The sequence below is a fragment of the Arthrobacter globiformis genome (assembly GCF_030815865.1).
GTDB lineage: Bacteria > Actinomycetota > Actinomycetes > Actinomycetales > Micrococcaceae > Arthrobacter > Arthrobacter globiformis_B.
This window is the reverse complement of the sequence record NZ_JAUSXI010000001.1, coordinates 1,225,840-1,249,746: the sequence shown is the minus strand read 5'-3', so window position 1 is coordinate 1,249,746 and position 23,907 is coordinate 1,225,840. Positions and strand designations below refer to the sequence as shown.

Annotated in this window: 19 protein-coding genes, 1 tRNA gene and 3 pseudogenes; 6 read left to right on the top strand and 17 right to left on the bottom strand. The window is 66.9% G+C overall.

What is annotated here, in order from left to right; all coding sequences use genetic code 11:
- Positions 1 to 11: 11 nt before the first annotated feature.
- The 14 genes and pseudogenes from QFZ33_RS05830 to QFZ33_RS05765 all read right to left on the bottom strand — a co-directional run bounded on the left by QFZ33_RS05830 (position 12) and on the right by QFZ33_RS05765 (position 16,049).
- Complete coding sequence (locus QFZ33_RS05830; RefSeq protein ID WP_307025669.1) at positions 12 to 1,025, bottom strand: Gfo/Idh/MocA family protein; 1,014 nt, start codon at positions 1,023 to 1,025, stop codon at positions 12 to 14.
- A gap of 39 nt (positions 1,026 to 1,064) precedes the next feature.
- Positions 1,065 to 1,976 carry a sugar phosphate isomerase/epimerase family protein gene (locus QFZ33_RS05825; protein WP_307025667.1) on the bottom strand — a complete coding sequence of 304 codons (912 nt, stop codon included), beginning with the start codon at positions 1,974 to 1,976 and terminating at the stop codon, positions 1,065 to 1,067.
- Between the two features lie 106 nt (positions 1,977 to 2,082).
- Positions 2,083 to 3,595: pseudogene (locus tag QFZ33_RS05820) on the bottom strand (CoA-acylating methylmalonate-semialdehyde dehydrogenase).
- A 41-nt stretch (positions 3,596 to 3,636) separates the two neighbouring features.
- Positions 3,637 to 5,586 carry a 3D-(3,5/4)-trihydroxycyclohexane-1,2-dione acylhydrolase (decyclizing) gene (gene iolD, locus QFZ33_RS05815; RefSeq protein WP_307025665.1) on the bottom strand — a complete coding sequence of 650 codons (1,950 nt, stop codon included), beginning with the start codon at positions 5,584 to 5,586 and terminating at the stop codon, positions 3,637 to 3,639.
- Between the two features lie 3 nt (positions 5,587 to 5,589).
- Complete coding sequence (locus QFZ33_RS05810; protein WP_307025664.1) at positions 5,590 to 6,528, bottom strand: Cgl0159 family (beta/alpha)8-fold protein; 939 nt, start codon at positions 6,526 to 6,528, stop codon at positions 5,590 to 5,592.
- Positions 6,525 to 7,527, bottom strand: a pseudogene (iolC, locus tag QFZ33_RS05805) (5-dehydro-2-deoxygluconokinase). The gene QFZ33_RS05810 and the pseudogene iolC overlap by 4 nt, the downstream one beginning before the upstream one ends.
- Positions 7,528 to 7,748: 221 nt before the next feature.
- The gene (locus QFZ33_RS05800) at positions 7,749 to 8,153 is read right to left on the bottom strand and encodes a tautomerase family protein (RefSeq protein WP_307025662.1); all 405 of its coding nucleotides are present in this window, start codon (positions 8,151 to 8,153) and stop codon (positions 7,749 to 7,751) included.
- 222 nt (positions 8,154 to 8,375) lie between these two features.
- Positions 8,376 to 8,849, bottom strand: coding sequence for an SRPBCC family protein (locus QFZ33_RS05795; protein ID WP_307025660.1), 474 nt, complete (start codon positions 8,847 to 8,849; stop codon positions 8,376 to 8,378).
- Between the two features lie 12 nt (positions 8,850 to 8,861).
- Complete coding sequence (locus QFZ33_RS05790; protein ID WP_307031678.1) at positions 8,862 to 9,212, bottom strand: ArsR/SmtB family transcription factor; 351 nt, start codon at positions 9,210 to 9,212, stop codon at positions 8,862 to 8,864.
- A 281-nt stretch (positions 9,213 to 9,493) separates the two neighbouring features.
- Complete coding sequence (gene sucD / locus QFZ33_RS05785) at positions 9,494 to 10,396, bottom strand: succinate--CoA ligase subunit alpha (protein WP_307025658.1); 903 nt, start codon at positions 10,394 to 10,396, stop codon at positions 9,494 to 9,496.
- Positions 10,397 to 10,426: 30 nt separating this feature from the next.
- Complete coding sequence (sucC, locus tag QFZ33_RS05780; protein ID WP_102973202.1) at positions 10,427 to 11,593, bottom strand: ADP-forming succinate--CoA ligase subunit beta; 1,167 nt, start codon at positions 11,591 to 11,593, stop codon at positions 10,427 to 10,429.
- A gap of 223 nt (positions 11,594 to 11,816) precedes the next feature.
- Positions 11,817 to 12,542: a hypothetical protein gene (locus tag QFZ33_RS05775; protein ID WP_307025655.1), complete on the bottom strand. Its 726-nt coding sequence runs from the start codon at positions 12,540 to 12,542 to the stop codon at positions 11,817 to 11,819.
- Between the two features lie 2 nt (positions 12,543 to 12,544).
- Positions 12,545 to 15,088, bottom strand: a complete 2,544-nt coding sequence (gene pcrA, locus QFZ33_RS05770) for a DNA helicase PcrA (RefSeq protein ID WP_307025653.1) — start codon at positions 15,086 to 15,088, stop codon at positions 12,545 to 12,547.
- A gap of 85 nt (positions 15,089 to 15,173) precedes the next feature.
- Positions 15,174 to 16,049, bottom strand: coding sequence for an inositol monophosphatase family protein (locus tag QFZ33_RS05765; RefSeq protein ID WP_307025651.1), 876 nt, complete (start codon positions 16,047 to 16,049; stop codon positions 15,174 to 15,176).
- Between the two features lie 43 nt (positions 16,050 to 16,092).
- Here QFZ33_RS05765 and QFZ33_RS05760 point away from each other — a divergent pair, with 43 nt between their 5' ends.
- Positions 16,093 to 16,737 carry a hypothetical protein gene (locus QFZ33_RS05760; protein ID WP_307025649.1) on the top strand — a complete coding sequence of 215 codons (645 nt, stop codon included), beginning with the start codon at positions 16,093 to 16,095 and terminating at the stop codon, positions 16,735 to 16,737.
- A gap of 19 nt (positions 16,738 to 16,756) precedes the next feature.
- Here QFZ33_RS05760 and QFZ33_RS05755 read toward each other — a convergent pair whose 3' ends face one another.
- Positions 16,757 to 17,539 carry a DUF998 domain-containing protein gene (locus QFZ33_RS05755; protein ID WP_307025647.1) on the bottom strand — a complete coding sequence of 261 codons (783 nt, stop codon included), beginning with the start codon at positions 17,537 to 17,539 and terminating at the stop codon, positions 16,757 to 16,759.
- Between the two features lie 87 nt (positions 17,540 to 17,626).
- On the opposite strand from QFZ33_RS05755, the gene QFZ33_RS05750 reads away from it, so the two are divergent.
- From QFZ33_RS05750 to QFZ33_RS05740, 3 genes are all read left to right on the top strand, one after another.
- A tRNA-Arg gene (locus tag QFZ33_RS05750) sits at positions 17,627 to 17,699 on the top strand.
- A gap of 1 nt (position 17,700) precedes the next feature.
- Entirely contained in the window at positions 17,701 to 18,240 is a 540-nt protein-coding gene (locus QFZ33_RS05745) for a DUF6314 family protein (RefSeq protein ID WP_307025645.1), read from the top strand.
- Positions 18,237 to 18,647, top strand: a complete 411-nt coding sequence (locus tag QFZ33_RS05740; RefSeq protein WP_307025644.1) for an NUDIX hydrolase — start codon at positions 18,237 to 18,239, stop codon at positions 18,645 to 18,647. The genes QFZ33_RS05745 and QFZ33_RS05740 overlap by 4 nt, the downstream gene beginning before the upstream one ends.
- A 4-nt stretch (positions 18,648 to 18,651) precedes the next feature.
- Here the strand turns inward: QFZ33_RS05740 and QFZ33_RS05735 are convergent, their stop codons facing one another.
- On the bottom strand, positions 18,652 to 20,565 hold the full coding sequence (locus QFZ33_RS05735) for an ABC transporter ATP-binding protein (protein ID WP_307025642.1): 1,914 nt from the start codon (positions 20,563 to 20,565) through the stop codon (positions 18,652 to 18,654).
- Positions 20,562 to 22,231, bottom strand: a pseudogene (locus QFZ33_RS05730) (ABC-F family ATP-binding cassette domain-containing protein). The gene QFZ33_RS05735 and the pseudogene QFZ33_RS05730 overlap by 4 nt, the downstream one beginning before the upstream one ends.
- 195 nt (positions 22,232 to 22,426) lie before the next feature.
- Here QFZ33_RS05730 and QFZ33_RS05725 point away from each other — a divergent pair.
- The gene (locus QFZ33_RS05725; RefSeq protein WP_307025640.1) at positions 22,427 to 23,164 is read left to right on the top strand and encodes a hypothetical protein; all 738 of its coding nucleotides are present in this window, start codon (positions 22,427 to 22,429) and stop codon (positions 23,162 to 23,164) included.
- Positions 23,161 to 23,895 (top strand): hypothetical protein, encoded by a 735-nt coding sequence (locus tag QFZ33_RS05720; RefSeq protein ID WP_307025638.1) that lies wholly within the window; start codon positions 23,161 to 23,163, stop codon positions 23,893 to 23,895. The genes QFZ33_RS05725 and QFZ33_RS05720 overlap by 4 nt, the downstream gene beginning before the upstream one ends.
- The last annotated feature ends 12 nt before the right edge of the window (positions 23,896 to 23,907 follow it).

The window sequence follows — 23,907 nt, the reverse complement described above, 5'->3', positions numbered from 1 at the left end:
ACAAGCGTGGCCTAGCTGTACAGGGCAGGCTTGGCGTTCAGCTTCACGGCCACCTTCTCGCCGTTCTTCTGCGCCTCAACACCGGCCTCGCAGCATGCGGCGGTGGCGTAGCCGTCCCAGGCGGTGGGGCCGCCAATTTCACCGCGGAGGGCAGCGTCCACCCACGCCTGGATTTCGACGTCATACGCCGCGCCGAAGCGCTCTTCGAAGCCGGGCGTGACCTTGCCGCCCCAGCGGCCGGCGCTGCGGGTGTAGGGACCCTTGTCGCCGCCGATGCTTACGATGCCGTCCTCGAAGGCGGCCTGCGTGGCCACTTCATAGCCGAACTTGGCGTTGACGTAGATCTCGACGTCGGCCAGGACTCCGGACTCAGTTTCGATCAGGACGTGCTGGGGATCGTGCTGCCCGGCCGGAGCGTTCTTCGTGGGCTTGCCCAGGCGGACCTGGACGGACGTGATTTCCTCTCCCGTGAAGAACCGGATGGCATCAAATTCGTGCACTACGGAGTCGTTGATAAGCATCTCGTTGGTGAATCCCGGCGGCGTGGTGGGGTTGCGGTGCTGGTGGTGCAGCATCAGCAGTTCGCCCAGTTCACGGTCGCGGATGACCTGGCCGAGGGCCGCGTACTCGGCGTCGAAGCGGCGCATAAAGCCCACCTGGATGCGCTTGCGGCCGAGCTTCTGCTCCGCCTCGACGATCTTCCAGGAGGTCTCGGCGTCAGGGGTCAGCGGCTTCTCGCAGAGGATGGGGATGTCCTTCTCAAGGGCCTTGAGCAGAATGTCCTCGTGCAGGAAGCCGGGGGTGGCGATCAGCACGGCATTGACGTCGCCGTTGTTGAGGGCCTCTTCGGCGTCGGCGAGGGCCACGGCGCCGGGGATGCCTTCAATGGCGGCCTGCGCGCGGGCCAGGTCGACGTCGACGACGGCGGCGACTTCAGCGCCGTGGATCCGCTTGCTGAGGCGCTGGATGTGGTCCGCGCCCATGCGGCCGGCGCCGATGACGGCGACGCGAAGGGTTTCAGTCATTGTTCTCTTCCTTTGGAGTTGGCGTGAGCAGGATGCCGATTAGTTGACAGCGGTCCGCGAACCGCAGGAGAGCAGGTAGTTCCTGGTGCGCTTGGCGATCGGCATGGGAACGTCGAAGGCCACAGGGTACATGTCCTGCTCCACGATGCCGAAGATGGGCCGGTTGAGGGCCTCGACGGCTTCGATGACGGCGCGCAGGTCCGGCAAGCCGTTCGGCGGCTCGGTCATAACGCCCGCCAGGTTGGCGGCGGCCCAGGTCATGTTTTCCTCGTTGACTTGTCTGAGGACGTCCGGGTTGATCTGCTTCAGGTGCAGGTAGCCAATGCGGTCCGGGTAGTTCTTGATGAGCTCCAGGCTGGAGGCGCCGCAATATTCGGCGTGGCCGGTGTCGAGGCACAGGTTGAGGTACTGCGGGTCGGTAGCACCCAGCAGGGTTTCAATGTCTTCCTGCGCGCCTACGTGCGAGTCCGCGTGGGAGTGGAACTGCTGCTTCAGGCCGAAGTCCTCCAGCAGGGTCTTCCCGAGCCGGTTGTGCCCGGCGAAAAGGTCGCTCCAGGCTTTGTCGCTGAGTTCGCCGCTTTCCACGGCTTCGCCGGTGACGTCGTCGCGCCACATCGCGGGAATCACCACGATATGCTCGCCACCCATGGCAGCCGTAAGCTCGGCAACCTTCCGGGCCGGCTCCCAGGCGGTCTCCCACTGGTCCAAGCCGCGGTGGAACGCGGTAAACACGGTTCCGGCGGTGACCTTCAGGTCGCGCTGCTTGAGCTCCTCGGCTAGCCGGGTGGGGTCGTTCGGCAGGTAGCCGTAGGGGCCGAGTTCAATCCACTTGTAGCCGGATTCCGCCACTTCATCGAGGAAGCGCTCCCACGGGGTCTGCTTCGGGTCGTCCGCGAACCACACCCCCCAGGAGTCCGGTGCCGTGCCGATGATCAGCTTGTTCTCAGTCATTGCTCAATCCTTATGTCTGCTGCTGGCTTTGGGCCCCCGCCCGCAAGGTTCCCTGGCAGAGCCTGCGAGGCCAGGGGGGCGGGTGGGGAGCGAAACCGGGTGGGGATTAGTTGGAGGGGAAGTTGTAGGAGGCGCCGGAGGCGTGGGTGGGTTCGGGCCAGCGGGAGGTGACGACTTTGCCGCGGGTGTAGAAGGAGACGCCTTCGGGGCCGTAAATGTTCTTGTCGCCGAAGAGCGAGGCCTTCCAGCCGCCGAAGGAGTGGTAGGCCACCGGGACGGGCAGGGGCACGTTGATGCCAATCATTCCGACGGTGACGGAGCGCTGGAACTTGCGGGCCGCGGCGCCGGAGGAGGTGAAGATTGCGGTGCCGTTGCCGTACGGGTTGGAGTTGATCAGCTTGATGCCGTCCTCCAGGGTATCCACGCGGACGACGACGAGGACGGGCCCGAAGATCTCCTCGGTGTAGGCGGTCATTTCGGTCTTGACGTGGTCCAGGACGGTGGGGCCGACCCAGAAGCCGTCTTCGTGGCCGGGGACGACGAGGTCGCGGCCGTCCACCACCATCGCAGCTCCCGCGGCTTCGGCCTCGGTGACGATCTTCACGATACGTTCCTTGGACGCGGGCGTGATGACCGGGCCCATTTCCGCGCCGGGCACGGTGCCGTTGTTGACCTTGACGGCGGCGGCGCGTTCTTCGACCTTCTTGACCAGCAGGTCCGCGGCGTCACCGACGGCGACGGCGACGGAGATGGCCATGCAGCGCTCACCCGGCGGAGCCGAAGGCGGCGGCGGCGAGGTGGTCCGCGGCGTTGTCCAAATCGGCGTCGGGCAGGATGATGGCGTGGTTCTTCGCCCCGCCGAGAGCCTGGACGCGCTTGCCGTGGGCGGTGGCGGTCTCGTGGACGTACTTGGCGATCGGGGTGGAGCCCACGAAGGAAATGCCGTCCACGTCCGGGTGGGTCAACAGCCCGTCAACCGTTTCCTTGTCGCCGTGCAGGACCTGGAACACGCCGTCGGGCAGCCCGGCGTCCTTCCAGAGCTTGGCCAGCAACATGGAGGCGGAAGGGTCGCGCTCGGAGGGCTTGAGGATGAAGGCGTTGCCGGTGGCGATCGCCATCGGGGCCATCCACAAAGGCACCATGACGGGGAAGTTGAACGGGGTGATGCCGGCAACAACGCCCAGGGGCTCGCGGAAGGAGAAGACGTCGATGCCGGTGGAGACCTGGTCCGAGTAGTCGCCCTTGAGCAGGGTCGGGATGCCGCAGGCGAACTCGATGACTTCCAGGCCGCGGCCGATCTCGCCCTTCGCGTCGGAGAGGACCTTGCCGTGCTCGGCGGTGATCAGCTCCGCGAGCTCGTCGATGTGCTCGGCGACGAGTTCGCGGAACTTGAACAGGACCGCGGTGCGCTTAGCCAGGGAAATGTCACCCCAGGAATCGGCAGCCTTGCGGGCCGCGGCGACGGTGTTGTCCAGGTCGGCGCGGTTGGCCAGGCGCAGCTCAGCGGACACGGCGCCGGTCGCCGGGTTGTACACGGGCTGGGTGCGGTCGCCTTCGCCGGCGGTCTCGGCACCGTTGATGAAGTGGTTGATGGTGGTGGTGACGGTCGTCGTTGACATAGAGATGACTTCCTTGGTCTGTAGCTTGGGGAGGAGAAAGATCAGCCGAGCAGTTTGCGCTGGCGGTTCTTGTGGTCGGTGTAGGTCTGGTAGGCCTGCTGGGTGGAGTCGAGGTCGGAGACCTGGGAGACGGGCACGTCCCACCAGGATTCGGAGCTCGGGGCGTCCAGCAGCGGGTCGGATTCGACGTGGATCACGATCGGGCCGCCGCGCTCCGGGGCTGCCTTGGCGTCGCGGATGGCCTGTTCGAGTTCGGCGATGGCCTTCTCCCCCGGCTCGATCCGGATCACCTTCACGCCGAGGGACTCGGCATTCAGGGCCAGATCCACCGGGAGGGTGTCGCCCTCGTCGAAGCTGTGCTGCTCCTCGTCCAGGACGCGGTACTGGGTGCCGAAGCGCTGCGAGCCGAGGGACTCGGAGAGCGAACCGATGGAGGCATAGCCGTGGTTCTGGATCAGGACCACGATCAGCTTGATCCGTTCGGCGACGGCGGTGACCAGTTCGGTGTGCATCATCAGGTAGGAGCCGTCCCCCACCATCACGACGACGTCGCGCTGGGCACCGCCCGCGGCGGCCTCGGCAAGCGCTGCGCGCTTGACGCCCAGCCCGCCGGGGATTTCATAGCCCATGCAGGAGTACGCATATTCGACGTGGTAGCCGAACGGGTCGCGAACCCGCCACATCTTGTGCAGGTCACCCGGCAGGGAACCGGCGGCGCAGATGACCACGTCCTGGGCGTCCATGGCCCGGTTGGTGGCGCCGATGATCTCGTTCTGCGCCGGCAGCGGGCTGAACCTCGTGTCGAACGCTTCATCCACCGTGGTGTTCCAGCGCTGCTTCTCGGCGGCGATCTGCTGCTCGAGGTCGGCGCCCACGCGGTAGCCGCCCAGGGCCTGGTTTAGCTTGACCAGCGCCTTGCGCGCGTCGGCCACGATCGGCAGCGAGGTGCCGTGCTTGTACGCGTCGATCGGTGCGACGTTGATGTTGATGAACTTCAGGTCCGGGTTCTGGAACGCGGTCCGGGACGCGGTGGTGAAGTCCTCGTAGCGGGTGCCGATGCCGATGATCAGGTCCGCTTCAGCTGCCAGGGCGTTGGCCGCCGTCGTGCCCGTGGAGCCGATGGCCCCGAGGGAGAATTTGTGGTCCCAGGGCAGGACGCCGACGCCGGCCTGCGTGTTGCCCACCGGGATGCCGGTCAGTTCGGCGAACCTGGCCAGTTCCTCGTTGGCGTACGCGTACAGCACGCCGCCACCGGCGATGATCAGCGGCCGCTTCGCGGCCCGGATGGCTTCGGCGGCGCGGGCGATGTCGTCGTCGTCCGCTTCCGGGCGGCGGATCCGCCACTCACGCTCGGCCAGGAATTCCTCGGGAACGTCGAAAGCCTCGGCCTGGACGTCCTGGGGCAGCGAGATGGTCACCGCGCCGGTCTCGGCTGGGTCGGTGAGGACGCGCAAGCCGTGGTGGAACGCGGAGAACAGCTGCTCAGGGCGGGTGACCCGGTCAAAGAACTTAGACAACGGCCGGAACGCGTCGTTGACCGTGAGGTCGTAGGCGTAGGGCTGTTCGAGCTGCTGCAGCACCGGGTCCGCAGCACGCGTGGCGAACGTGTCGGACGGCAGCAGCAGGACCGGCAGCCGGTTGGTGGTGGCCAGCGCAGCACCGGTCAGCAGGTTGGACGAGCCCGGGCCGATGGAGGTGCTGATCGCGAAGGTCTGCCGACGGCGGGTGTGCCGGGCGTAGCCCACGGCCTGGTGCGACTGGGCCTGCTCGTTGCGGCCCTGGTAGTACGGCATGATCGTCGGATCGAGCTGCTGGTACTGCCTGAGGGCCTGGCCCACACCGGCCACGTTGCCGTGCCCGAAAATGCCGAACGTGCCCGGAATCAGGCGTCCGCGGAAATCGACCCCACCCACGGAATCAACGGTGTACTGCTTGGAAAGGTACTCGACCACGGCCTGCGCCACGGTCATCCGGCGGGTTCCAGTTCCCATCGTTTACTCCGATACTTCGTCTGTGGTGTGGTGGAGCAGTGAAGCGGCCGCGGCGACCGCCCCGGCAACATCGCCGTCCTGCGGGTACAGCAGGGTCCGCCCGACGGTGAGTCCCTGCACGCCGGGGAGGGCGAGTGCGGCTCCCCAGGTGGCGAACACCTCGTCCTGGGTGCCTGCCGGGTCCCCGCCGAGCAGCACAGTGGGCATGGTGGTGGCGGCCATGACGCGTTCCATCTCCGCCACGACCGGCAGCTTCATCCAGGTGTAGGCGCTCGTGGACCCCAGGCCCTCGGCGATGGCGATGGACTTGATAACGGCGTCCGGGCTCAGGTCGTTGCGGACCCGGCCGTTCTCCCGGACGGACAGGAAGGGCTCCACCATGGCGATCAGCTTGCGTTCGGCGAGCGAATCGATCGCCTTCGCGGTGGCCTCGAGCAGGGCGACGGTGTCCGGGTCACCGAGGCAGATGCGGGTCAGCATCTTGCCGCCGTCCGCGCCCAGGGCTTCCAGCGCCGCGGCGGTGTGCCCGGTGAAGCGGTCATCGAACTCGTTGACCAGGCCGGCGAGGCCGCCGCGGTTCATCGAACCAAACACGAGCTTGCCCTCGAGAGCGCCCAGCAGCAGCAGGTCATCCATGATGTCCGGGGAAGCCAGAATGCCGTCCACTGCCGGGTTGGCCAGCGCAACCTGCAGCCGGTCCAGGAGTTGGCGGCGGTCCGCCATGGCCACCGGGTCGTTGCCGACGGAGAGGGCGCCGCGGGCCGGGTGGTCGGCGGCCACGATGAAGTTCTGCCGGCCGTGCTTCAGGCCGGGGTGGCGGCGGCGGGCCTTGGCGGCCCGGGCCACTGCGTCCGGATCTTCGAGGCGGATGGTGCTCAGGTGCTCGTAGCGGCGGGGGTTGTCATCCACCGCGAGGGTCGCGGTGCCGGGGTTGAGGCTCACAGGGCCGCTCCTTCGGGGGCGAGTTGGCTAGGAACAAGGCGTCCGCGCTCGGTGAGCAGGGAGGTGACCTCGGCCGGGGTGGGCATGGCATCCGCGCAGGAGAGCCGGGAGGCGACTATGGCGCCGGCCGCGTTCGCGTAGTCCAGGACCTGTGCCAGCGGCCAGCCGGAGAGCAGTCCGTGCACGAACGCGCCGCCGAAGGAGTCGCCGGCACCCAGGCCATTGACGGTCTCAACCGGAACCGGGGCGGAGACCACGCGCTCGCTGCGGGTCTTGGCCATCACGCCTTCCGGGCCGAGCTTCACGACGGCGATTTCCACGCCGGCATCCAGCAGGCGGTCCGCCTGTTCATCCGGGGTGCCCGGGCCCACAGCCACGGCGCATTCCTGGTCGTTGCCGATGGCGACGGTGACGTGCGGCAGGATGCGGGCCACCTGCTCCCGGGCTTCCTCCTCGGAGGCCCAGAACATGGGGCGGTAGTCAAGGTCCAGGATGGTGTACTGGCCATCCTTGAGGCCGGTGCGGGGCCGTGCTTCGTGGGCTGTGATATGCGCTTCGCGGCTCGGCTCCTGGCAAAGGCCGGTCACGGTGGACCAGAAGATCTGCGAGTCGCGGATGGCGGTGACGTCGAGCTCGTCGGCCCTGATCTGCAGGTCCGGTGCGGTGGGGAACCGGCCGTAGAAGTACAGCGGGAAATCGTGCGGCGGCTGGATGGCACAAGAACGTGGCCGGTGTCTGCAGCCCCTGGACCGGGGTGACGAAGGAATCATCGACGCCGAACTTTTCCAGTTCGCGGTGCAGGTACGTACCGAACGGGTCATCGCCGGTGCGGGTGATGACTCCTGTCCGGCGGCCGTGGCGGGCGGCGGCAACAGCAACATTGGATGGCGAGCCGCCGAGGTACTTGCCGAAGGACGTCACATCCTCCAGCCCTACCCCGATGTCGTTCGGGTAGATATCAACGCTGATTCGCCCGATCGTGAGCAGTTCGTGGGTCACGGTAATCGTGGGCCTTTCTTTTGAATCTCAACCTCTAAGCAGCCGAACGGCCAAGGCTCCGGCGTTCCGCGGCCCCGTGAGCGGGACCACAAGAACTACTGTGCCCTAGAATTTATGTCCTGTCAAAGGTTTGTACTGACATACTTACAACAAGCAGAACTGCATCAAAAAGCAGGGCGCGGAGCTGCTGACGGGGACACGCGGGACCAGCGTTCCCGTCCCTATTTCTGCGGTACTGCCAGCTCTCCGGTGACGTACTGCGCGCGGCCGAACCCGAAGGACCAGTCCCCCGCCGTGTTCTCGACGTAGCCGATGAAAACGTCCTCGCCGGCGACCCCTAAAGCCCCCAACTTGTCTGCCACTGCCGCAAACAGGCTCTGCTTTGCCTCCTGGCTACGCCCGCCCTGGGTGAAGATCTGGATCATGACGACGTCACGTGTGCGTTCAAAGCCGAGGCCGGCATCCTGCGCAACGATTTGGCCCGGGGCGTGCTCCGTGACGATGTGGAAGTAGTCACGCTCCGGGATGCCATACTCAGCCAGGATGGCGTCGTGGATACCTCGGCTGAGGCGGTCGAGTTCACCCCGGCCGCGCCCAGAGTGGACGTCGATTCGTACGAGCGGCATGGCTCTCCTTTGATAGTTTGTCCTGACATACTATCAAACTGGCGATGTTGCGCAAGAGGTTGTCCCGCGCCCGCCCAAGTAGGTAGCAGCAGATGGCGTTCTGGGCGCTCAGAACGCCATCTGCTGCTACCTAGTTGGGTCTTTAAATGGCCGACGGCGGCCGGTGACCTTCGAGGTAAAGGTCACCGGCCGCCGTCGGACGACTATCTAGTGGTGCGGGCCCTACTTGGCGAGCAGCTCCTCGAGCCGCTCGTAGCCGTCGGACACGCCGCTTTCCATGCCTGATTGGGCCATCCCGTCGCGTGCTTCCATGCTGGGATAGACAGAGTGGGCCCGCAGCCGGCACCTGCTGCCGCCCAGGTCCTCGAAGCTCATGAATTCGATGCTGACAATGTCCGGGTAGCCGCTGAACTCGAAGGTCTGGATGGCGAAGTCGTTTTCACGGACGGTATGGAAGATGCCGCTGAAGGCGTACGTCACCCCGTCCGGGCCAGTGTGGTTGTACAGGTAGGTGCCTCCGGAACGGAAGTCGTAGTGCTCGATATCGACGTTGGTGCCCCGCGGGCCCAGCCACTGCGTGATCAGCTCAGGCTCCTTGTGCGCGCGGAACACGTCCGCGACCGGGAAATCGAACTCGCGCTCAAAGTCGATGAACGGGACGCCGTCGGGGATGGTGAGTTTAAGTGCGTTGCTCATGATCGGTCCTTGTCACTGCTGCCGCCGGGGGGCGGCGTTGGAGCGGAGTACGGCATCGAGGCTGCGGAACTGCCCCTCGCGGACCAGCCGGTACTGGTCGATCCATGCGGTGAGCGCTTCGAGCCGTGCGGGATTCAGGTGGACGGGCCGGCGCTGGGCATCGCGGCTGCGCGTGACCAGCTGTGCCTGCTCGAGGACCTGGATGTGCTTCGAGACCGCCTGTTTAGTGATCGCGAAGGGTTCAGCCAGTTCATTGACGGTGGCGGGCCCCCGGCTGAGCCGGGAGATGAGGCGGCGCCGGACAGGATCGGAAAGCGCCAAAAAAGCCGCGCTCAGAAGGTCGTCGTCGCTACCCGTGTCCATTGTCATTGCCCCGGAGTCGTTCTCGTGTATCAGTTCGCTGCCGTAATCAACGTTTCTATTGATCAACCGATTGATTGTTAACAACAATAGACGCCCTGCCAGATTCAGCGCAAGAGGCAGTGCAACCAGCTCGCAGTTGTGGTCGTTTTGAGCGTCCATAACGACACCTACTGCCAGTTACTTGGGGTGAGCGCGCTTAAACAAAGAAACGCGGGGTCACTCTGCGCCCAATCCGGGGGTGGATTAGGCTGGGAGTGACCCCGCGTTGCCTGAAGTGCGCCTTAGAGCGTTGCGAAGACTTCGCGCAGCAGCTTGGCGGTCTCGGACGGCGTCTTGCCGACCTTCACACCTGCAGCCTCGAGGGCTTCCTTCTTGGCCTGGGCGGTACCGGCGGAACCGGAGACGATGGCGCCTGCGTGGCCCATGGTCTTGCCTTCCGGGGCGGTGAAGCCGGCCACGTAGCCGACGACCGGCTTGGTGACGTTGGCCTTGATGAAGTCGGCGGCACGCTCTTCGGCGTCGCCGCCGATTTCGCCGATCATCACGATGGCCTTGGTCTCCGGGTCAGCCTCGAACGCGGCCAGGGCGTCGATGTGGGTGGTGCCGATGACGGGGTCACCGCCGATGCCGATGGCCGTGGAGAAGCCGAGGTCGCGCAGTTCGTACATCATCTGGTAGGTCAGCGTGCCGGACTTGGAGACCAGGCCGATGGGGCCCTTGCCGGTGATGTTCGCGGGGGTGATTCCCACGAGGGCCTCGCCCGGGGTGATGATGCCGGGGCAGTTCGGTCCGATGATGCGGGTGACCTGGTTGCCGTCGGCGTCGACCTTGGACTGTGCCAGTGCCCAGAACTCGGCGGAGTCCTGAACCGGCACGCCTTCGGTGATGACGACGACCAGGCCGATGCCGGCCTCGATGGCTTCAACAACGGCGTTCTTGGTGAATGCCGGCGGAACGAAGACGATGGAGACGTCAGCGCCGGTCTCTGCGATGGCTTCCTTGACCGTGCCGAAAACGTTGATCTCGTTTTCGCCGTGCAGGACGGTGGTGCCGGCCTTGCGGGCGTTGACGCCGCCCACAACGTTGGTGCCGGCCTTGAGCATGAGGGCGGTGTGCTTGGTGCCTTCGCCGCCCGTGATGCCCTGGACGATGACCTTGGAGTCCTTGTTCAGATAAATAGACATGTTTTCTTTCCTAGATCTCGACAGGCTCGATCAGCGGGCGTTGGCGAGCTCGGCGGCCTTGTCGGCGCCCTCGTCCATGGTGGCGGCGAGGGTAACCAGCGGGTGGTTGGCCTCTTCGAGGATGCGGCGGCCTTCTTCGACGTTGTTGCCGTCGAGGCGGACGACCAGCGGCTTGTTGGCGGAGTGGCCCAGCTCGGCCAGTGCGCCTACGATGCCCTTGGCGACAGCGTCACAGGCGGTAATGCCGCCGAAGACGTTGACGAATACGGACTTGACCTGCTCGTCGCCCAGGATGACGTCGAGGCCTGCGGCCATGACCTCGGCGGAGGCTCCGCCGCCGATGTCCAGGAAGTTGGCGGGCTTGACGTTGCCGTGGTTCTCGCCAGCGTAGGCGACGACGTCCAGGGTGGACATGACGAGGCCTGCACCGTTACCGATGATGCCGACTTCGCCGTCCAGCTTGACGTAGTTCAGGTCCTGCGCCTTGGCCTTGGCCTCGAGCGGGTCTGCGGATTCCTTGTCCTCAAGCTGGGCGTGCTTGGGGTGGCGGAATTCGGCGTTCTCGTCGAGCGTGACCTTGCCGTCGAGGGCGACGATCTCGCCCGCGCCGGTCTTGACCAGCGGGTTGACCTCCACGAGGGTGGCGTCTTCCTTCTTGAAGACGTCCCAGAGCTTCAGAATGACGCCGGCGACTTTGCCGCGCAGTTCTTCAGCGAAGCCTGCAGCAGCGACGATTTCGTCGGCCTTGGCCTGGTCGATGCCCACGGCGGGGTCAATGGCTACCTTTGCCAGGGCCTCGGGCCGCTCAACGGCGAGCTGCTCGATCTCCATGCCGCCTTCAACCGAGCACATGGCCAGGTAGTTGCGGTTGGCCCGGTCCAGAAGGACGGAGAAGTAGTATTCCTCGGCGATGTCAGCACCCTGGGCGATCATCACCTTGTTGACGGTGTGGCCCTTGATGTCCATGCCCAGGATGTTGGTGGAGTGCTCAAGTGCCTCATCGGCGGACTTGGCAACCTTGACGCCGCCGGCCTTGCCGCGGCCACCGACCTTAACCTGTGCCTTGACGACAGTTACGCCGCCGATCTTCTCGGCAGCTGCCTTTGCTTCTTCAGGAGTGTGCGCCACGATGCCGGCGAGCACGGGTACACCGTGCGCTTCGAACATATCGCGCGCCTGATATTCAAACAGGTCCACGGTTTAGTGTCCTTCTACGTCGAAGTAGTTTCTGTACAGCCGGACTGCACCCAAGGTGCGGACCGGGCTGCGGAATTCACGCGCCCTGCGGCAGGTCCGGAAACGAGCCACGCGGCGCAATGCTCCTTGGGGAACTCTAGTCCTTTGGAGGGACCGGCCCGTTCCAGACTACCTGTTCTGTGAGTAAGGACACTATTCTATGGACCGTAGAAAAACCCCGTGATTACGGGGTTTTTGGGGCCTTGGCGGGCGCCGTCTGGACGTTTTTGCCCTTCGCGGAGATGAGTTCGTAATGATCCCTGCTGATGAAGAAACCGACGCCGCCAGAGACGTTTCCGCAGGCCACCCCCGAGCGGTAGGCGGAGCACCGCAAACCGTTCCGTTCGAGGTTGCCGCCGTCGGGCAGGACGGGCAGCTTGGAGACGGGCCCGTTGGCCGTGCCCTTGGGCCCGTACTCGGCCTCCATCTGCGTGACGCCGGACCGGCATTCACCGTACCGGGCCCGGCTGGGCGTCAGGAGTGCCGCGCCGCCCAGATAGCCGAGTCCGGTCCCCGAGCAGTCGTCACCGACGTCCGGTGCTGCCGGCGCGGGATACACCGCGAGCTCGCAGTGTGCCACGGGCACGGTTGCCAGTTTTTGGTTGTCGGAATCGCTGAAGTTGTTGGTTTCGTACGGCAGGTCGAGGTGCGGCCCGCGGGCTGAGGTCAGCGCGCACACCACGTTCCGGTCCGCAGTGACGAACGCCAGCACGTCCTCCCCTGCCGCAAACCCCGCGGGGTCAGTAAGCGGAGCCTGTTTCAGCTGTTCGAGGGCCGGCAGCGGTGGCGGAGGGGTGTACTCCGGATCCGCGATGGTTACGGAACAGCCGGCCAGGGTAGTTGAGAACAGGGCCGCCGAGAACAGCAGCGCGAGGCCTGCAGCAACGCGACCCAGGCGCCGCACCGGCACGCTCAGGCGTCGATCTTGGTCAGCGGCGCGTACCGCAGAAGCAGCCGCTTCTCGCCGACGTCGAACTTCACCTTCGCCACGGTCTTGTCCCCGGCGCCTTCGACGGCGAGCACGGTGCCGTTGCCAAAGCTCGTGTGGTTGACCTTGTCCCCCACGCTGACCGCAATGACTTCCTTCTGCGGCTGCACGCGGTTTTTCGCGACGGCGGCCGGGACGTCGGCGTTGAAGCCCGCCGAGGAGTCGGCACGGGTGCCGCGGGCCGTTCCGGCGCCCCAGAAGGATCCGCCGTACCGGCTCGACCCGATGTCGGCGCCGCTCCCCCAGCCCCCGGCCTGCCGGCTGGTACCCTCACGCTTCCATTCAACGAGCTCGGAGGGAATTTCCTCCAGGAACTGGCTGGCCGGGTTGTACTGGCTCTGCCCCCACATGTTGCGGACCTCGGAACGCGTGACGTAGAGGCGCTTCCGGGCGCGCGTCAGTCCCACGTAGGCGAGCCGGCGCTCTTCGGCCAGCTCCTTGGGGTCCGTGGCGGAACGCTGGTGCGGGAAGAGCCCGTGCTCCATGCCGGTCAGGAACACCACGGGGAATTCGAGGCCCTTAGCCGTGTGGAGCGTCATGAGCGTGACCACGCCCAGCCGCTTGGCCTCCGCCACGGCGGCGTCGATGTCCGCCCCCGGGGCGTCCGGGATCTGGTCGGCGTCGGCCACCAGGGACACCTGTTCAAGGAAGGCGCCCAGGGATCCTTCGGGATTATCGCGCTCGTATTCACGGACGACGGCGACAAGTTCGGCAAGGTTCTCTACCCGGGACTCGTCCTGCGGATCGTTGCTGGAGCGCAGCGTGGCGAGGTAGCCGGTCTGTTCCAGCACCGCCTCGAGTGCGGCCGCGGCGCCCGAGCCTGCGGCGACCTCGGCGAGGTCGTCCAGGAGCTTCACGAAGCCAAGCACCGCGTTGACCGAGCGGGTGGCCATGCCGGGGGCCTGGTCGGCGCGGCGGGCGGCGGCGATGAAGGACGTGCGTTCCCGCTCGGCGAGGGCCGCGACGGCCCCCTCGGCCCGGTCCCCGATGCCGCGCTTTGGTTCGTTGAGGACGCGGCGGAGGTTGACGTCGTCGTCCGGGTTGACCAGGACCCGGAGGTACGCCAGCGCGTCCTTGATTTCCTTGCGCTCGTAGAACCTGGTGCCGCCCACCACCTTGTACGGCAGGCCGACGCGCACCAGGACGTCCTCGATGGAACGGGACTGGGCGTTGGTGCGGTAGAAGATGGCGACGTCGCCGGGGCGGAGGTTGTCCTCGTCCTGGAGCCGGTCGATCTCCTTGGCGATGAACTGGGCTTCGTCGTGCTCGTTCTCGCCCACGTAGCCGATGATCTTGTGGCCTTCGCCCTCCGCGGTCCAGAGCCGCTTCTCGGGGCGGTTGGGGTTGCGGGAGATGACGGAGTTGGCCGCGCTTAGGATGTTCTGGGTGGAGCGGTAGTTCTGTTCCAGCTTGATGGTGCGGGCGTCGGGGTAGTCCTTCTCGAACTCCACGATGTTCCGGATGTCCGCGCCGCGGAACGCGTAGATGGACTGGTCCGAGTCGCCGACGACGGTCAGCTCCGCCGCTCCCGCGCCTTCGCCGACGATTTCCCGGACCAGGGCGTACTGCGCGTGGTTCGTGTCCTGGTATTCGTCCACCAGGACGTGCCGGAACCGGCGCCGGTAGGAATCCGCCAGCGCCGGGAAGGCCCGGAACATGTAGACGGTCTCGGCGATGAGGTCATCGAAGTCCATGGCGTTGGCCTGGCGCAGCCGCTGGGTGTAGCCCTTGAAGACATCGGCGACGGCGCTCTCGAACGGCTCACGGTGGTTGGCGGCGCCCGCGAAGGAGTCGGCGTCGATCAGTTCGTTCTTGAGCGCGGAGATTTTGTGCTGGATGGCCTTGGGCGGGAACTTCTTGGGGTCCAGGTCCAGGTTCTTGGCCACCAGGGTAATCAGCCGCAGGGAGTCGGCGGAGTCGTAGATGGAGAAGTTGGAGTTCAGGCCGATGTTGGCGGCCTCGCGCCGCAGGATCCGGACGCAGGACGAGTGGAACGTGGAGATCCACATGGCCTTGGCCCTGTTGCCCACGAGGGCCTCGATGCGTTCACGCATTTCCGCGGCGGCTTTGTTGGTGAACGTGATGGCCAGGATCTCGCCGTGGTGGGCACGCTTGGTGGCTATCAGGTACGCGATCCGGTTACTGAGGACGCGGGTTTTTCCGGAGCCGGCTCCGGCCACGATCAGCAGTGCGCCGCCGGAGTGCTTGACCGCTTCCTCCTGCTGCGGATTCAGGCCCGCCAGCAGCGCCCCGGCGTCCGGGAGGTGGTGCCGGGCGTGCTCCTCTGCCGGGGCTGCATCTGCCTGACTGGTTCCCGGGCCAGCTGCGGGGCGGCCGGCGGATTCGCCCGGGCCGCCGCCGAACGCGGGCGTCATCAGCCCCGTTTCGGGGCGCGACTTGGTGATGGCACCGGCGTGGGAACCAGCCTTGAACGGACCGTCAGCGTAGGGGTCAAACAACTTATCCATGGTGACTACAAGTCTAGGCGGTGGGACTGACACTGGATTCCGCCCTGTGGATAACCCCGGCGGCGGAAATCCAGCCGGCGGAAATCTAGTCGACAGAGCCTGACTCAAGCGCGGCGCGCAACTGGTGCACCGCCGTCGTGCCTCCCGCCATGAACCATTCCAGGCCGTTGACGTGAACGCTGCCGGCGACGCCGCCGGCGGCCGTCACGATCGCCTTTCCGGGCAGCCAGTCCCATTCGGGGCAGCTGTGCTGGAACCAGCAGCCAAGCTGCCCGTCAGCGACGCGCCCAAGGTCGCACGAGCCGGACCCGAGCATCCGCAGCGTCGCGGCCGACGTCGCGGCGGCGTGCCAGGGCATGGCGCACATCGGGTCGGAGAGCCAGCGCGGGTGGATGTAGGTGGCGGCGCCGAGGTGGGAGAGGTCGGCGGCGTTGCGGTTGGTTCCGTCCTCCTTGAAGGTAGAAACGGGATCGCCGTTGAGGGTGGTGGCGCGTTGCTTGCCGCCGATCCAGAGTTTGTCCTCCTCGGGCTGGAAAATGGCTCCGAGCAGCACATCCGACTCGTCCTTGAGCGCGATGGCTGAGCACCAGTAGGTAGAGCCCTGCAGGAAGTTGTAGGTGCCGTCCACCGGGTCGATGACCCAGGTCCGCCCGCTGCTGCCGCGCACCGCGGCGCCTTCCTCGCCCAGGACGCCGTCGTCCGGGCGGCAGCGCTGAAGCTGCTCCAGCACATAAGCTTCGGCCGCGTGGTCCGCCGCTGTGACGACGTCGGAGATGGAGGTCTTGCGCTGGGCGTCGAGGCCGCCCTGCCGCATCATCAGCGCCAGCTGCCCGGCCTCGCGGACCAGCTCGGCCGCCAGCTCATAGTCGTCGAGCTCGGGGCTCAGGTTGGTGGCGCTGTGTTTGCCCAGTTTGTGTCTGCCCAGTTCCGTCACGCTTCCCACCCTATCGGCGCCGGGCATGCCTGCACAGCAGAGGCGGAGGACGGCGGGCGATAATGGACGCATGGCCAAAACACCTGCACAGCGGATCAAGAAGCACGGCGCGAAGGCCGCAGTACCCCAGCACCACCTGCCGCCGGTGATCAATCCCGGCACGGACCGCTCTCCGGCGAAGGCCCAGAACAACGCCAACCTGATTGTGATCGCCGGCGTCGTGGCCAGCCTGTTCCTGTTCTGGTACGTTCACCTGCTCACGCTGAACCAGCTAACCCAGCTGTCCGGCGGGCTGGCCATGCCCGATTCCCTGATCGGCGGCTTCGACGCCGGCTACGCCGAGCAGCTGCGCCGCGCCCTGGACGCCGACGCCCGGGGCCAGCTCAACTACGTCCACAAGACGGCGGGCACCCTGTTTCCGCTGATCTTCGCCTTCACCTGGCTGCTTCTGATCGGCACCAACGTGGCCAAAAAGGCGCTGCGCTGGGCGCTCTGGGCGCTGCCGTTGCTGTTCGTGGTGGTACGGCTGTGGGGCAACGTCACCATTGATTCCATGATCGCGGCGGTTAATCTCGACGCCGGCCAGGTCGCCTTGGCGTCGAGCCTCACCGTGGCCGGCTGGGTACTGTTCGTGGCCAGCCTTCTCGCCGGCGGCTCCGCCGTGTTCCTGGGGCGCCGGTCCCCGAAAAAAGACGCCGGGCCTCCGGCCGTCTAGCCGCCCGGCAGCAGGAAGCCTAGGCGCTCCGGGCGGCCCGGGCCCGGGCGAAGGCCCTCCGCACCTGCCGTTCCTGCCGGACACGCTGGGCGATGACCAGGCCGGCGGCAGCGAGGCCAACCGTGATGGGGTAGCCCATCAGCCGTTCCAGGGTTCCGGGCTCGGGAACGTCCAAGCCGGTGACGGCGGCCGTGACGAGTGCGGCCGCGGACACTCCGCCGGCGGCCAGGATAAACCAGCCCAGCGGCGTTTGCCGGAGCCACAGGGCGCCCAGCAGCAGCAGCGCCAGGGAGCCGGCGATGAAGTACGTGACGGCGCCCGCGTAATGCCAGCCGGAATTTAGGTCCTCAGGGACCAGCCCCACGACTATCGTGCCGGCGCCTGCGGACCCGGTCAGGATCCGCGCCGCCACGGCCGAGTACCACGGCACTTCCCCGGAGTGGCTGGCCGTGACCCGCACGCCGGCCCGGGCGGCCACCCGCAGCAGCGCCGAGCTCAGCAGCAGCGCGCCCAGCAGCATCCCCAGCCCCTGAACCACGAAGGAGACGTTCATCAGCACGTGCAGCGGCGAACAGATGCTGCGGCCGCCGTAGAGCCCGCAGGTGACGGCACCCAGGTCGCTGATGAGGCCGGTCCGCCGGCTGTAGGGGTCGGGCCCGGCCCAGGCGCCGATGACGGCGGTCTCCGCCATGAAATACTGGACGACGCTGAGCACCGCCCACGCCCCAATGTACTGCCGTGTGGAGGCGGTGTCCGGCAGGATCGTTGCGCGGGCGGTGGGGACTTCAGCTGCGGCGGCCATGCCAAGAGCGTAGTACGCGCGCTCACCTTGTATGCTTGTAAGCGTGCCCGAACGGGCCGGTCCAAAACCCGGCCGCGGCGGGCACCCGCCCTCGTAGCTCAGTGGATAGAGCACGGCTCTCCTAAAGCCGGTGTCGTTGGTTCGATTCCAATCGAGGGCACTTGAATCTGCAGCACCCGTCAGGGCTCCGCCACTATCTGCTGGGCACATCGCCGGCGGACACTTCATCCCCCGACCTTCCGCCCGCGGGCCGCTGGGCCGTGGAGCGGACCATGCTGGACCGGGCCGCGGGCACCCGCGGCACCTTTACCGGCGTCGTGATCTTTTCCCCCGACGGCGACGGCGGGCTCCGCTTCCACGAGGAGGGGACCGTGGTCTGGCCTGCTGCCGACGGCGACACCTTCTCCGGCCCGGCCACCCGCGATTACCTGCTCAGGCCCGCGGACACCCCGGATGCCATGGACATGCTGTTTCCCGACGGCCGGCCGTTCCACCGGATGGGCTTCTGCCCGGAGGCCAGCCAGGACCGGCACTGGTGCGATCCGGACACCTACCGCGTCACCTACCTGCTCCACGGCGAGGACGAGTTCAGTTACGTCTGGGATGTGACTGGCCCGCGCAAGGACCTGCTGCTGGAGTCCGTGCTGCGGCGGCTGCCCGGAACGGCGGCGGCAGCGGACGGGCTAGGCTCGAAACCGTGAATCCGCGCATCATCGTTTCCGCAGTATGTGTCTACGACGCCGCGGGCCGGCTCCTGACCGTCCGCAAGCGCGGCACGGACAAGTTCATGCATCCCGGCGGCAAGCCCGAGCCCGGCGAGACCGCGGTGCAGGCCGCCGCCCGGGAGCTTCAGGAGGAAGTCGGCATCATTGTCGATCCCCGCGAGCTGACCCTCATGGGCGTGTGGCTGGCCGATGCCGCCAACGAGGCAGCCACGGAAATCGAAGCCACCGTCTTCACCGCGCCGGGCACCTGGGTAGCCCACCCCTCCGCGGAGATCGCCGAGATCCGGTGGCTGGACCTCGCTGCGGAATGGCCAGGTGACCTGGCGCCGCTGCTCACGGACCACATCCTGCCGGCGTTGGCGGAATCCGGCCCCGAAGCCTGAAAGGTTAGTACTCCGGGACCGCTTCCTCCGCCACGGCCGTGGCCTCGGCGAACTGGGTCCGGTACAGCTCGGCGTAGCGGCCGTCCGCGGCCAGCAGCTCCGTGTGGGTTCCGCGCTCCACGATCCGGCCATCCTCCACCACCAGGATGGCGTCAGCCGCACGGATCGTTGAGAGCCTGTGGGCAATAACGACGGCGGTGCGCCCCTCAAGGGCAGCCCCCAGCGCCGCCTGGACTGCGGCCTCATTGGTGGAGTCCAGCGCAGCGGTGGCTTCGTCGAGGATGACCACACGCGGCTGCGCAATCAGCAGGCGGGCGATCGTCAGGCGTTGCCGTTCGCCGCCGGAAAGCCGGTAGCCGCGCTCCCCCACCACAGTGTCCAGGCCATCGGGCAGGGACCTGATCATCTCCTCCAGCCGGGCCCGGCGCAGCACGTCCCACATCTGCTCGTCGGTGGCCTCCGGGCGGGCCAGGCGCAGGTTGGAGGCGATGCTCTCATGGAACAGATGGCCGTCCTGCGTCACCATGCCGAGGGTCTGCCGCATCGAATCGAAGGTGAGGTCGCGGACGTCCACGCCGGTGCCGGGCGTCGTACCGCCGAAGCGGACGGCGCCCGAGTCGACGTCGTACAGGCGCGAAAGGAGTTGCGCGATGGTGGATTTCCCGGCTCCGGATGACCCGACGAGGGCCACCGTCTGCCCAGGTTCAACCCGGAAGCTGATGCCGTGCAGCACGTCTACGCCGCCGCGGGTGTCCAGGGTCCGCACGTCCTCCAAGGAGGCCAGCGAGACCTTGTCCGCGGAGGGGTAAGCGAAGCGGACGTTGTCGAACTCCACCGAGAGCGGACCGCTCGGGGAGGCGACGGCGTCGGGCTTCTGCTGGATGAGCGGTTTGAGGTCCAGGATTTCGAAAACGCGCTCGAAGCTGACCAGGGCGCTCATGATTTCCACGCGGGCGTTCGAGAGCGCAGTGAGCGGCGCGTAGAGGCGGGTGAGCAGCAGTGCGAGCACAACGACGTCGCCCGCGGCCAGCTGCCCTGCGAGCGCGAGCCAGCCGCCCAGACCGTAGACCAGGGCGAGGGCCAGGGCCGAGACGAGGGTCAGCGCCGTGACGAAGGTGAACTGCAGCATGGCGGTGCGGACGCCGATGTCCCGGACCCGGCCGGCACGGAGTGCGAACTCGCGGGACTCCTCATCGGGGCGGCCGAAGAGCTTGACCAGGGTGGCGCCGGGCGCGGAGAAGCGCTCGGTCATCTGGGTGCCCATGGTGGCGTTGTGTTCGGCCGCCTCGCGCCGCAGGTCGGCCAGCCTGGAGCCCATCCTTCGGGCCGGGATCAGGAAGATCGGCAGCAGGACCATGGCGAGCACTGTCACGAGCCACGACTTGTTGAGCATGACCGCCAGGGTCAGCGCGAGGGCCACGGCATTGCTGACCACGCCGGAGAGCGTGCCTGCGAAGGCTGACTGCGCTCCGATGACGTCGTTGTTCAGCCGGCTCACGAGGGCTCCCGTGCGGGTCCTGGTGAAGAAGGCAATCGGCATCTTCTGGACGTGGTCGAAGACTTTGGTCCGCAGATCCAGGATCACGCCTTCACCGATCGTGGACGACAACCAGCGTGTCAGCAGGCCTAGCCCGGCTTCCGCCACGGCCACGATGGCGATCAGGACGGCGAGCCCGATCACGGTTCCGGCATCCGCATGGGCGATGATCTCGTCGACCACCTGCCCGGCGAGGACCGGGGTGGCCACCGCCAGGACGGCCATCACGATGGACAGCAGCACGAAGGCGATCAGCTTGCCGCGGTGGGGGCGGGCAAAGCTGAAGACCCGCTTCAGCGTCGCCTTCGAGAACGGTTTGGACCCGCTCGAGGCGCGGGTGATGTTGTAGAGGGAGCTCCAGGCGACCCGGTCCATGCTCATGTGGTGCTGCCTTTCGTGGCATCGGCGTGCAGCTCGGTGACGACGCCGTTCTCGACGTTCCAGCGCGCGTCAAGACGGACGTTTTCCAGTAGCCGCCGGTCGTGGGTGACGAGCAGCAGTGCGCCGTCGTAGCTGTCGAGTGCTTCCTCGAGCTGTTCAATGGCGGGCAGGTCCAGGTGGTTTTGGTGGGCTCGTCCAGGACCAGCAGGTTCACGCCGCGGGCCTGCAGCAGGGCCAGGGCGGCGCGGGTCCGCTCCCCCGGCGACAGCGAGTCCACGCTGCGCGCGGTGTGGTCCGCCTTGAGGCCGAATTTGGCCAGCAGCGTTCGGACTTCGGCGGGTGTGTAGTCGGTCAGGACGGCTTCGACGGCGTCCGCCAGTTTCCGCTGACCGGCCAGCAGCCCGCGGGCCTGGTCGATCTCGCCGACGGCCACCGACACCCCGCGGGAAGCGTCGCCGGAGTCCGGTTCCTGGGTTCCGAGAAGCAGCCGGAGCAGCGTCGATTTGCCGGCGCCGTTGGGTCCGGTGATGCCGATCCGTTCACCGGCGTTGAGCTGCAGGTTGACCGGCCCCAGGGTGAAGCTGCCCTGCCGCGCGACGGCGTCGCGCAGCGTTGCCACCACAGAGCTGGAGCGGGGCGCCTGGCCGATGCTGAACTGCAGCTGCCATTCCTTGCGCGGTTCTTCCACCACGTCCAGGCGGGCGATGCGCGATTCCATCTGCCGGACCTTCTGCGCCTGCTTCTCCGACGATTCGGAGCTGGCAGCCCGGCGGATCTTGTCGTTGTCCGGGTTTTTCTTCATCGCGTTCCGGACGCCCTGGGAGCTCCATTCCCGCTGGGTGCGGGCGCGGGACACGAGGTCCGCTTTGGTCGCGGCAAATTCCTCGAAGCGTTCGCGGGCGTGCCGGCGGGCCACGGCGCGTTCCTCCAGGAAGGCCTCATAGCCGCCGTCGTACACGGCCACAGAGTTCTGGGCCAGGTCCAGCTCCACGATGGAAGTCACGCAGCGGGCCAGGAACTCGCGGTCGTGGGATACCAGCACCGCGCCGCCGCGAAGCCCCTGCACGAAGGCCTCCAGCTTGGCTAGGCCGTCCAGGTCAAGATCGTTGGTGGGCTCGTCGAGGAGCACGACGTCGAAGCGGCTCAGCAGCAGGGCGGCGAGCGCCACGCGCGCAGCCTGGCCGCCGGACAGCCCGGTCATTTCGGCGTCGGGGCCGACGTCCAGGCCCAGGTCCGCCAGGACGGGGGCTATCCGTTCGTCCAGGTCCGCGGCGCCGGAGGCCATCCACCGGTCAAAGGCCATCGAGTAGGCATCGTCCGCTCCGGGCGCTCCCGAGCCGAGGGCCTCAGCCGTGGATTCCATCTCCGCGGTGGCCTTCGCGCAGCCTGTGCGGCGGGCGATGTAGGCGGCGACGGTTTCGCCGGCGAGCCGTTCATGCTCCTGCGGCAGCCAGCCCACAAAGGCGTCGGCAGGTGCGAGGCTAACTGTGCCGTCCTGCGCCTGGTCCACGCCGGCAAGGAGCCGCAGCAGTGTGGACTTGCCCGCACCGTTGGCGCCGACGACGCCAACGACGTCCCCGGGGGCCACTGTTAGGGACAGCCCGGAGAAGAGGGTGCGGTGATCACGACCGCCCGAAAGGTCCTTCGCAACAAGGGTTGCAGTCATCAATCCATCCTCTCACCGCTGCCCGTTTTCACCCGAAAAATCAGGCGGGCATGAAAGAACCCGCTGGTCCGGACTTGGGGGGTGTACGGACCAGCGGGTTCGACCACTTAGCATAGTTGAAGCGGCGCGCTACGTAAAATCGAGGCCGGCGGGCCGCCACTTCGCACCACCCCGCCCGTCAGCAGAGAGCGTTCCATGCCCCTACCCGCCAAGGCTTTCCAGCGCTGGCTGCACGGCGTCGCGCCGGATGCCAGCGTTGCTGATGTGGCCAGGGCGTCAGGGGTCAAGCGCACCACCCTGGCCCAGCAGTTGGTCCGCGGGAAGGTGGCCGAGGTAACCGTGGTGGGGATCAGCCGGGCCTTCAATATTAATCCGATGGCAGCGCTGGGCTCCTTTGAGCCTTACCGGGATCTGGGAAAACCGCCGATCCCGCCCACGCTGCAGGAACTGGTCAGCCAGATCGCCACCGCGGACCTGCTGCACGCCATCATCGCCCGCACCGAGCTGGACGCCGGCACAGGTAAAGGCACAGGGCCACCCGGACTCAGCCCGCCGCCGCATGCCACCTCAGTGAAAAACTGGGTGGACGCAATCGACGACGGCGAACTCCGCCACCGCGTCTCCGCCGCCACCGGCGTCGCCCCGCAAAACTATTCAGCACAACTGACCGCCAACCGGCTCGCCCCGGAACTTGCCGTCGCCACCTCCCGGGCCGCCGGCGTCGGACTGGCCGGCGGACTGGTGGCAACGGGGCTGGTGACCGAAGCCGAAGCCGGCTGGCCGCCCGGTGCCCGGCAAGCTGCCCTGGATAGCATGACCGACGGCGAACTGATCTTTCTGGCCGGCGAACGCCTCCAGGCGCTCGGCAAGACCTTGCGGCGGCAAGAACACGACCAACGACAAACCGAAACGATCTGGGAGAACCTCGGATGATTGAAATCCTGCAGTGGACCACGCTGATCGCGTCCGGCGCGGCCACGCTGAGCAGAATCCCGAACCTGATCCGCCGGAAGAACAGCTCCATCTTCTACGCTCTGGCGCTACTGACACTGGCCATCCTGCTCAGCATCGACGGTCCCTATCTGGCGATCGATGCCCTGCTCGGCAGTGCCAACGTGGCCAACCTGCTGCTGCGCTTCATCATCTTCGGGGCCATCTTCTTCCTTGCCCTTCGGATTGCTGCCGGGTTCGGGGACAGCCGCGGAATCCAGCTGATGCGGGGCCGCACCGGCATGCTTGCCCTGGGACTGATTTCTGCCGTGCTGGTGGTCTGCTTTGTCCTGATGGACACGTCGGGATCGTCGGCGGGGCTCGTAGAGGTGGCGGCCAAGAATCAGCAGAACGCCCTCCTCGTGGAGTATTACGGCGCCGCCGGGCGTGCCTACCCGGCGTTCGTGTGTCTCGCGATCCTGCCGGGGATGCTGCGAGCCATCCGGAGCCCGCTGCCCGCGCTGCTCCGGATGAGCGCGGCGCTTCTGGCCGTGGGCAGCATCGCGATCCCCCTTTCGTTGTTGTTCCCCGTCGTCCCGCCGGGGCTGGGGTTCCTGCGCTTCGTCGTTAACTACACGGCCATCCTGTGTTTCGTCGTCGGCCTGGCACTCATCTGGGTGGCCAGCAGCCGGGCCGGCCGGAATCACCGGCCGTTGCGCGGCGAACGCCGTTAGTATCGACTCAAC

Coding starts and splice junctions, on each gene's coding strand:
- QFZ33_RS05830 (WP_307025669.1), bottom strand. CDS start 1,025: ATGACTGAAACCCTTCGCGTCGCCGTCATCGGCGCCGGCCGCATGGGC.
- QFZ33_RS05825 (WP_307025667.1), bottom strand. CDS start 1,976: ATGACTGAGAACAAGCTGATCATCGGCACGGCACCGGACTCCTGGGGG.
- iolD (WP_307025665.1), bottom strand. CDS start 5,586: ATGGGAACTGGAACCCGCCGGATGACCGTGGCGCAGGCCGTGGTCGAG.
- QFZ33_RS05800 (WP_307025662.1), bottom strand. CDS start 8,153: ATGCCGCTCGTACGAATCGACGTCCACTCTGGGCGCGGCCGGGGTGAA.
- QFZ33_RS05795 (WP_307025660.1), bottom strand. CDS start 8,849: ATGAGCAACGCACTTAAACTCACCATCCCCGACGGCGTCCCGTTCATC.
- QFZ33_RS05790 (WP_307031678.1), bottom strand. CDS start 9,212: ATGGACACGGGTAGCGACGACGACCTTCTGAGCGCGGCTTTTTTGGCG.
- sucD (WP_307025658.1), bottom strand. CDS start 10,396: ATGTCTATTTATCTGAACAAGGACTCCAAGGTCATCGTCCAGGGCATC.
- pcrA (WP_307025653.1), bottom strand. CDS start 15,088: ATGGATAAGTTGTTTGACCCCTACGCTGACGGTCCGTTCAAGGCTGGT.
- QFZ33_RS05765 (WP_307025651.1), bottom strand. CDS start 16,049: ATGCCCGGCGCCGATAGGGTGGGAAGCGTGACGGAACTGGGCAGACAC.
- QFZ33_RS05760 (WP_307025649.1), top strand. CDS start 16,093: ATGGCCAAAACACCTGCACAGCGGATCAAGAAGCACGGCGCGAAGGCC.
- QFZ33_RS05755 (WP_307025647.1), bottom strand. CDS start 17,539: ATGGCCGCCGCAGCTGAAGTCCCCACCGCCCGCGCAACGATCCTGCCG.
- QFZ33_RS05735 (WP_307025642.1), bottom strand. CDS start 20,565: ATGAGCATGGACCGGGTCGCCTGGAGCTCCCTCTACAACATCACCCGC.
- QFZ33_RS05725 (WP_307025640.1), top strand. CDS start 22,427: ATGCCCCTACCCGCCAAGGCTTTCCAGCGCTGGCTGCACGGCGTCGCG.
- QFZ33_RS05720 (WP_307025638.1), top strand. CDS start 23,161: ATGATTGAAATCCTGCAGTGGACCACGCTGATCGCGTCCGGCGCGGCC.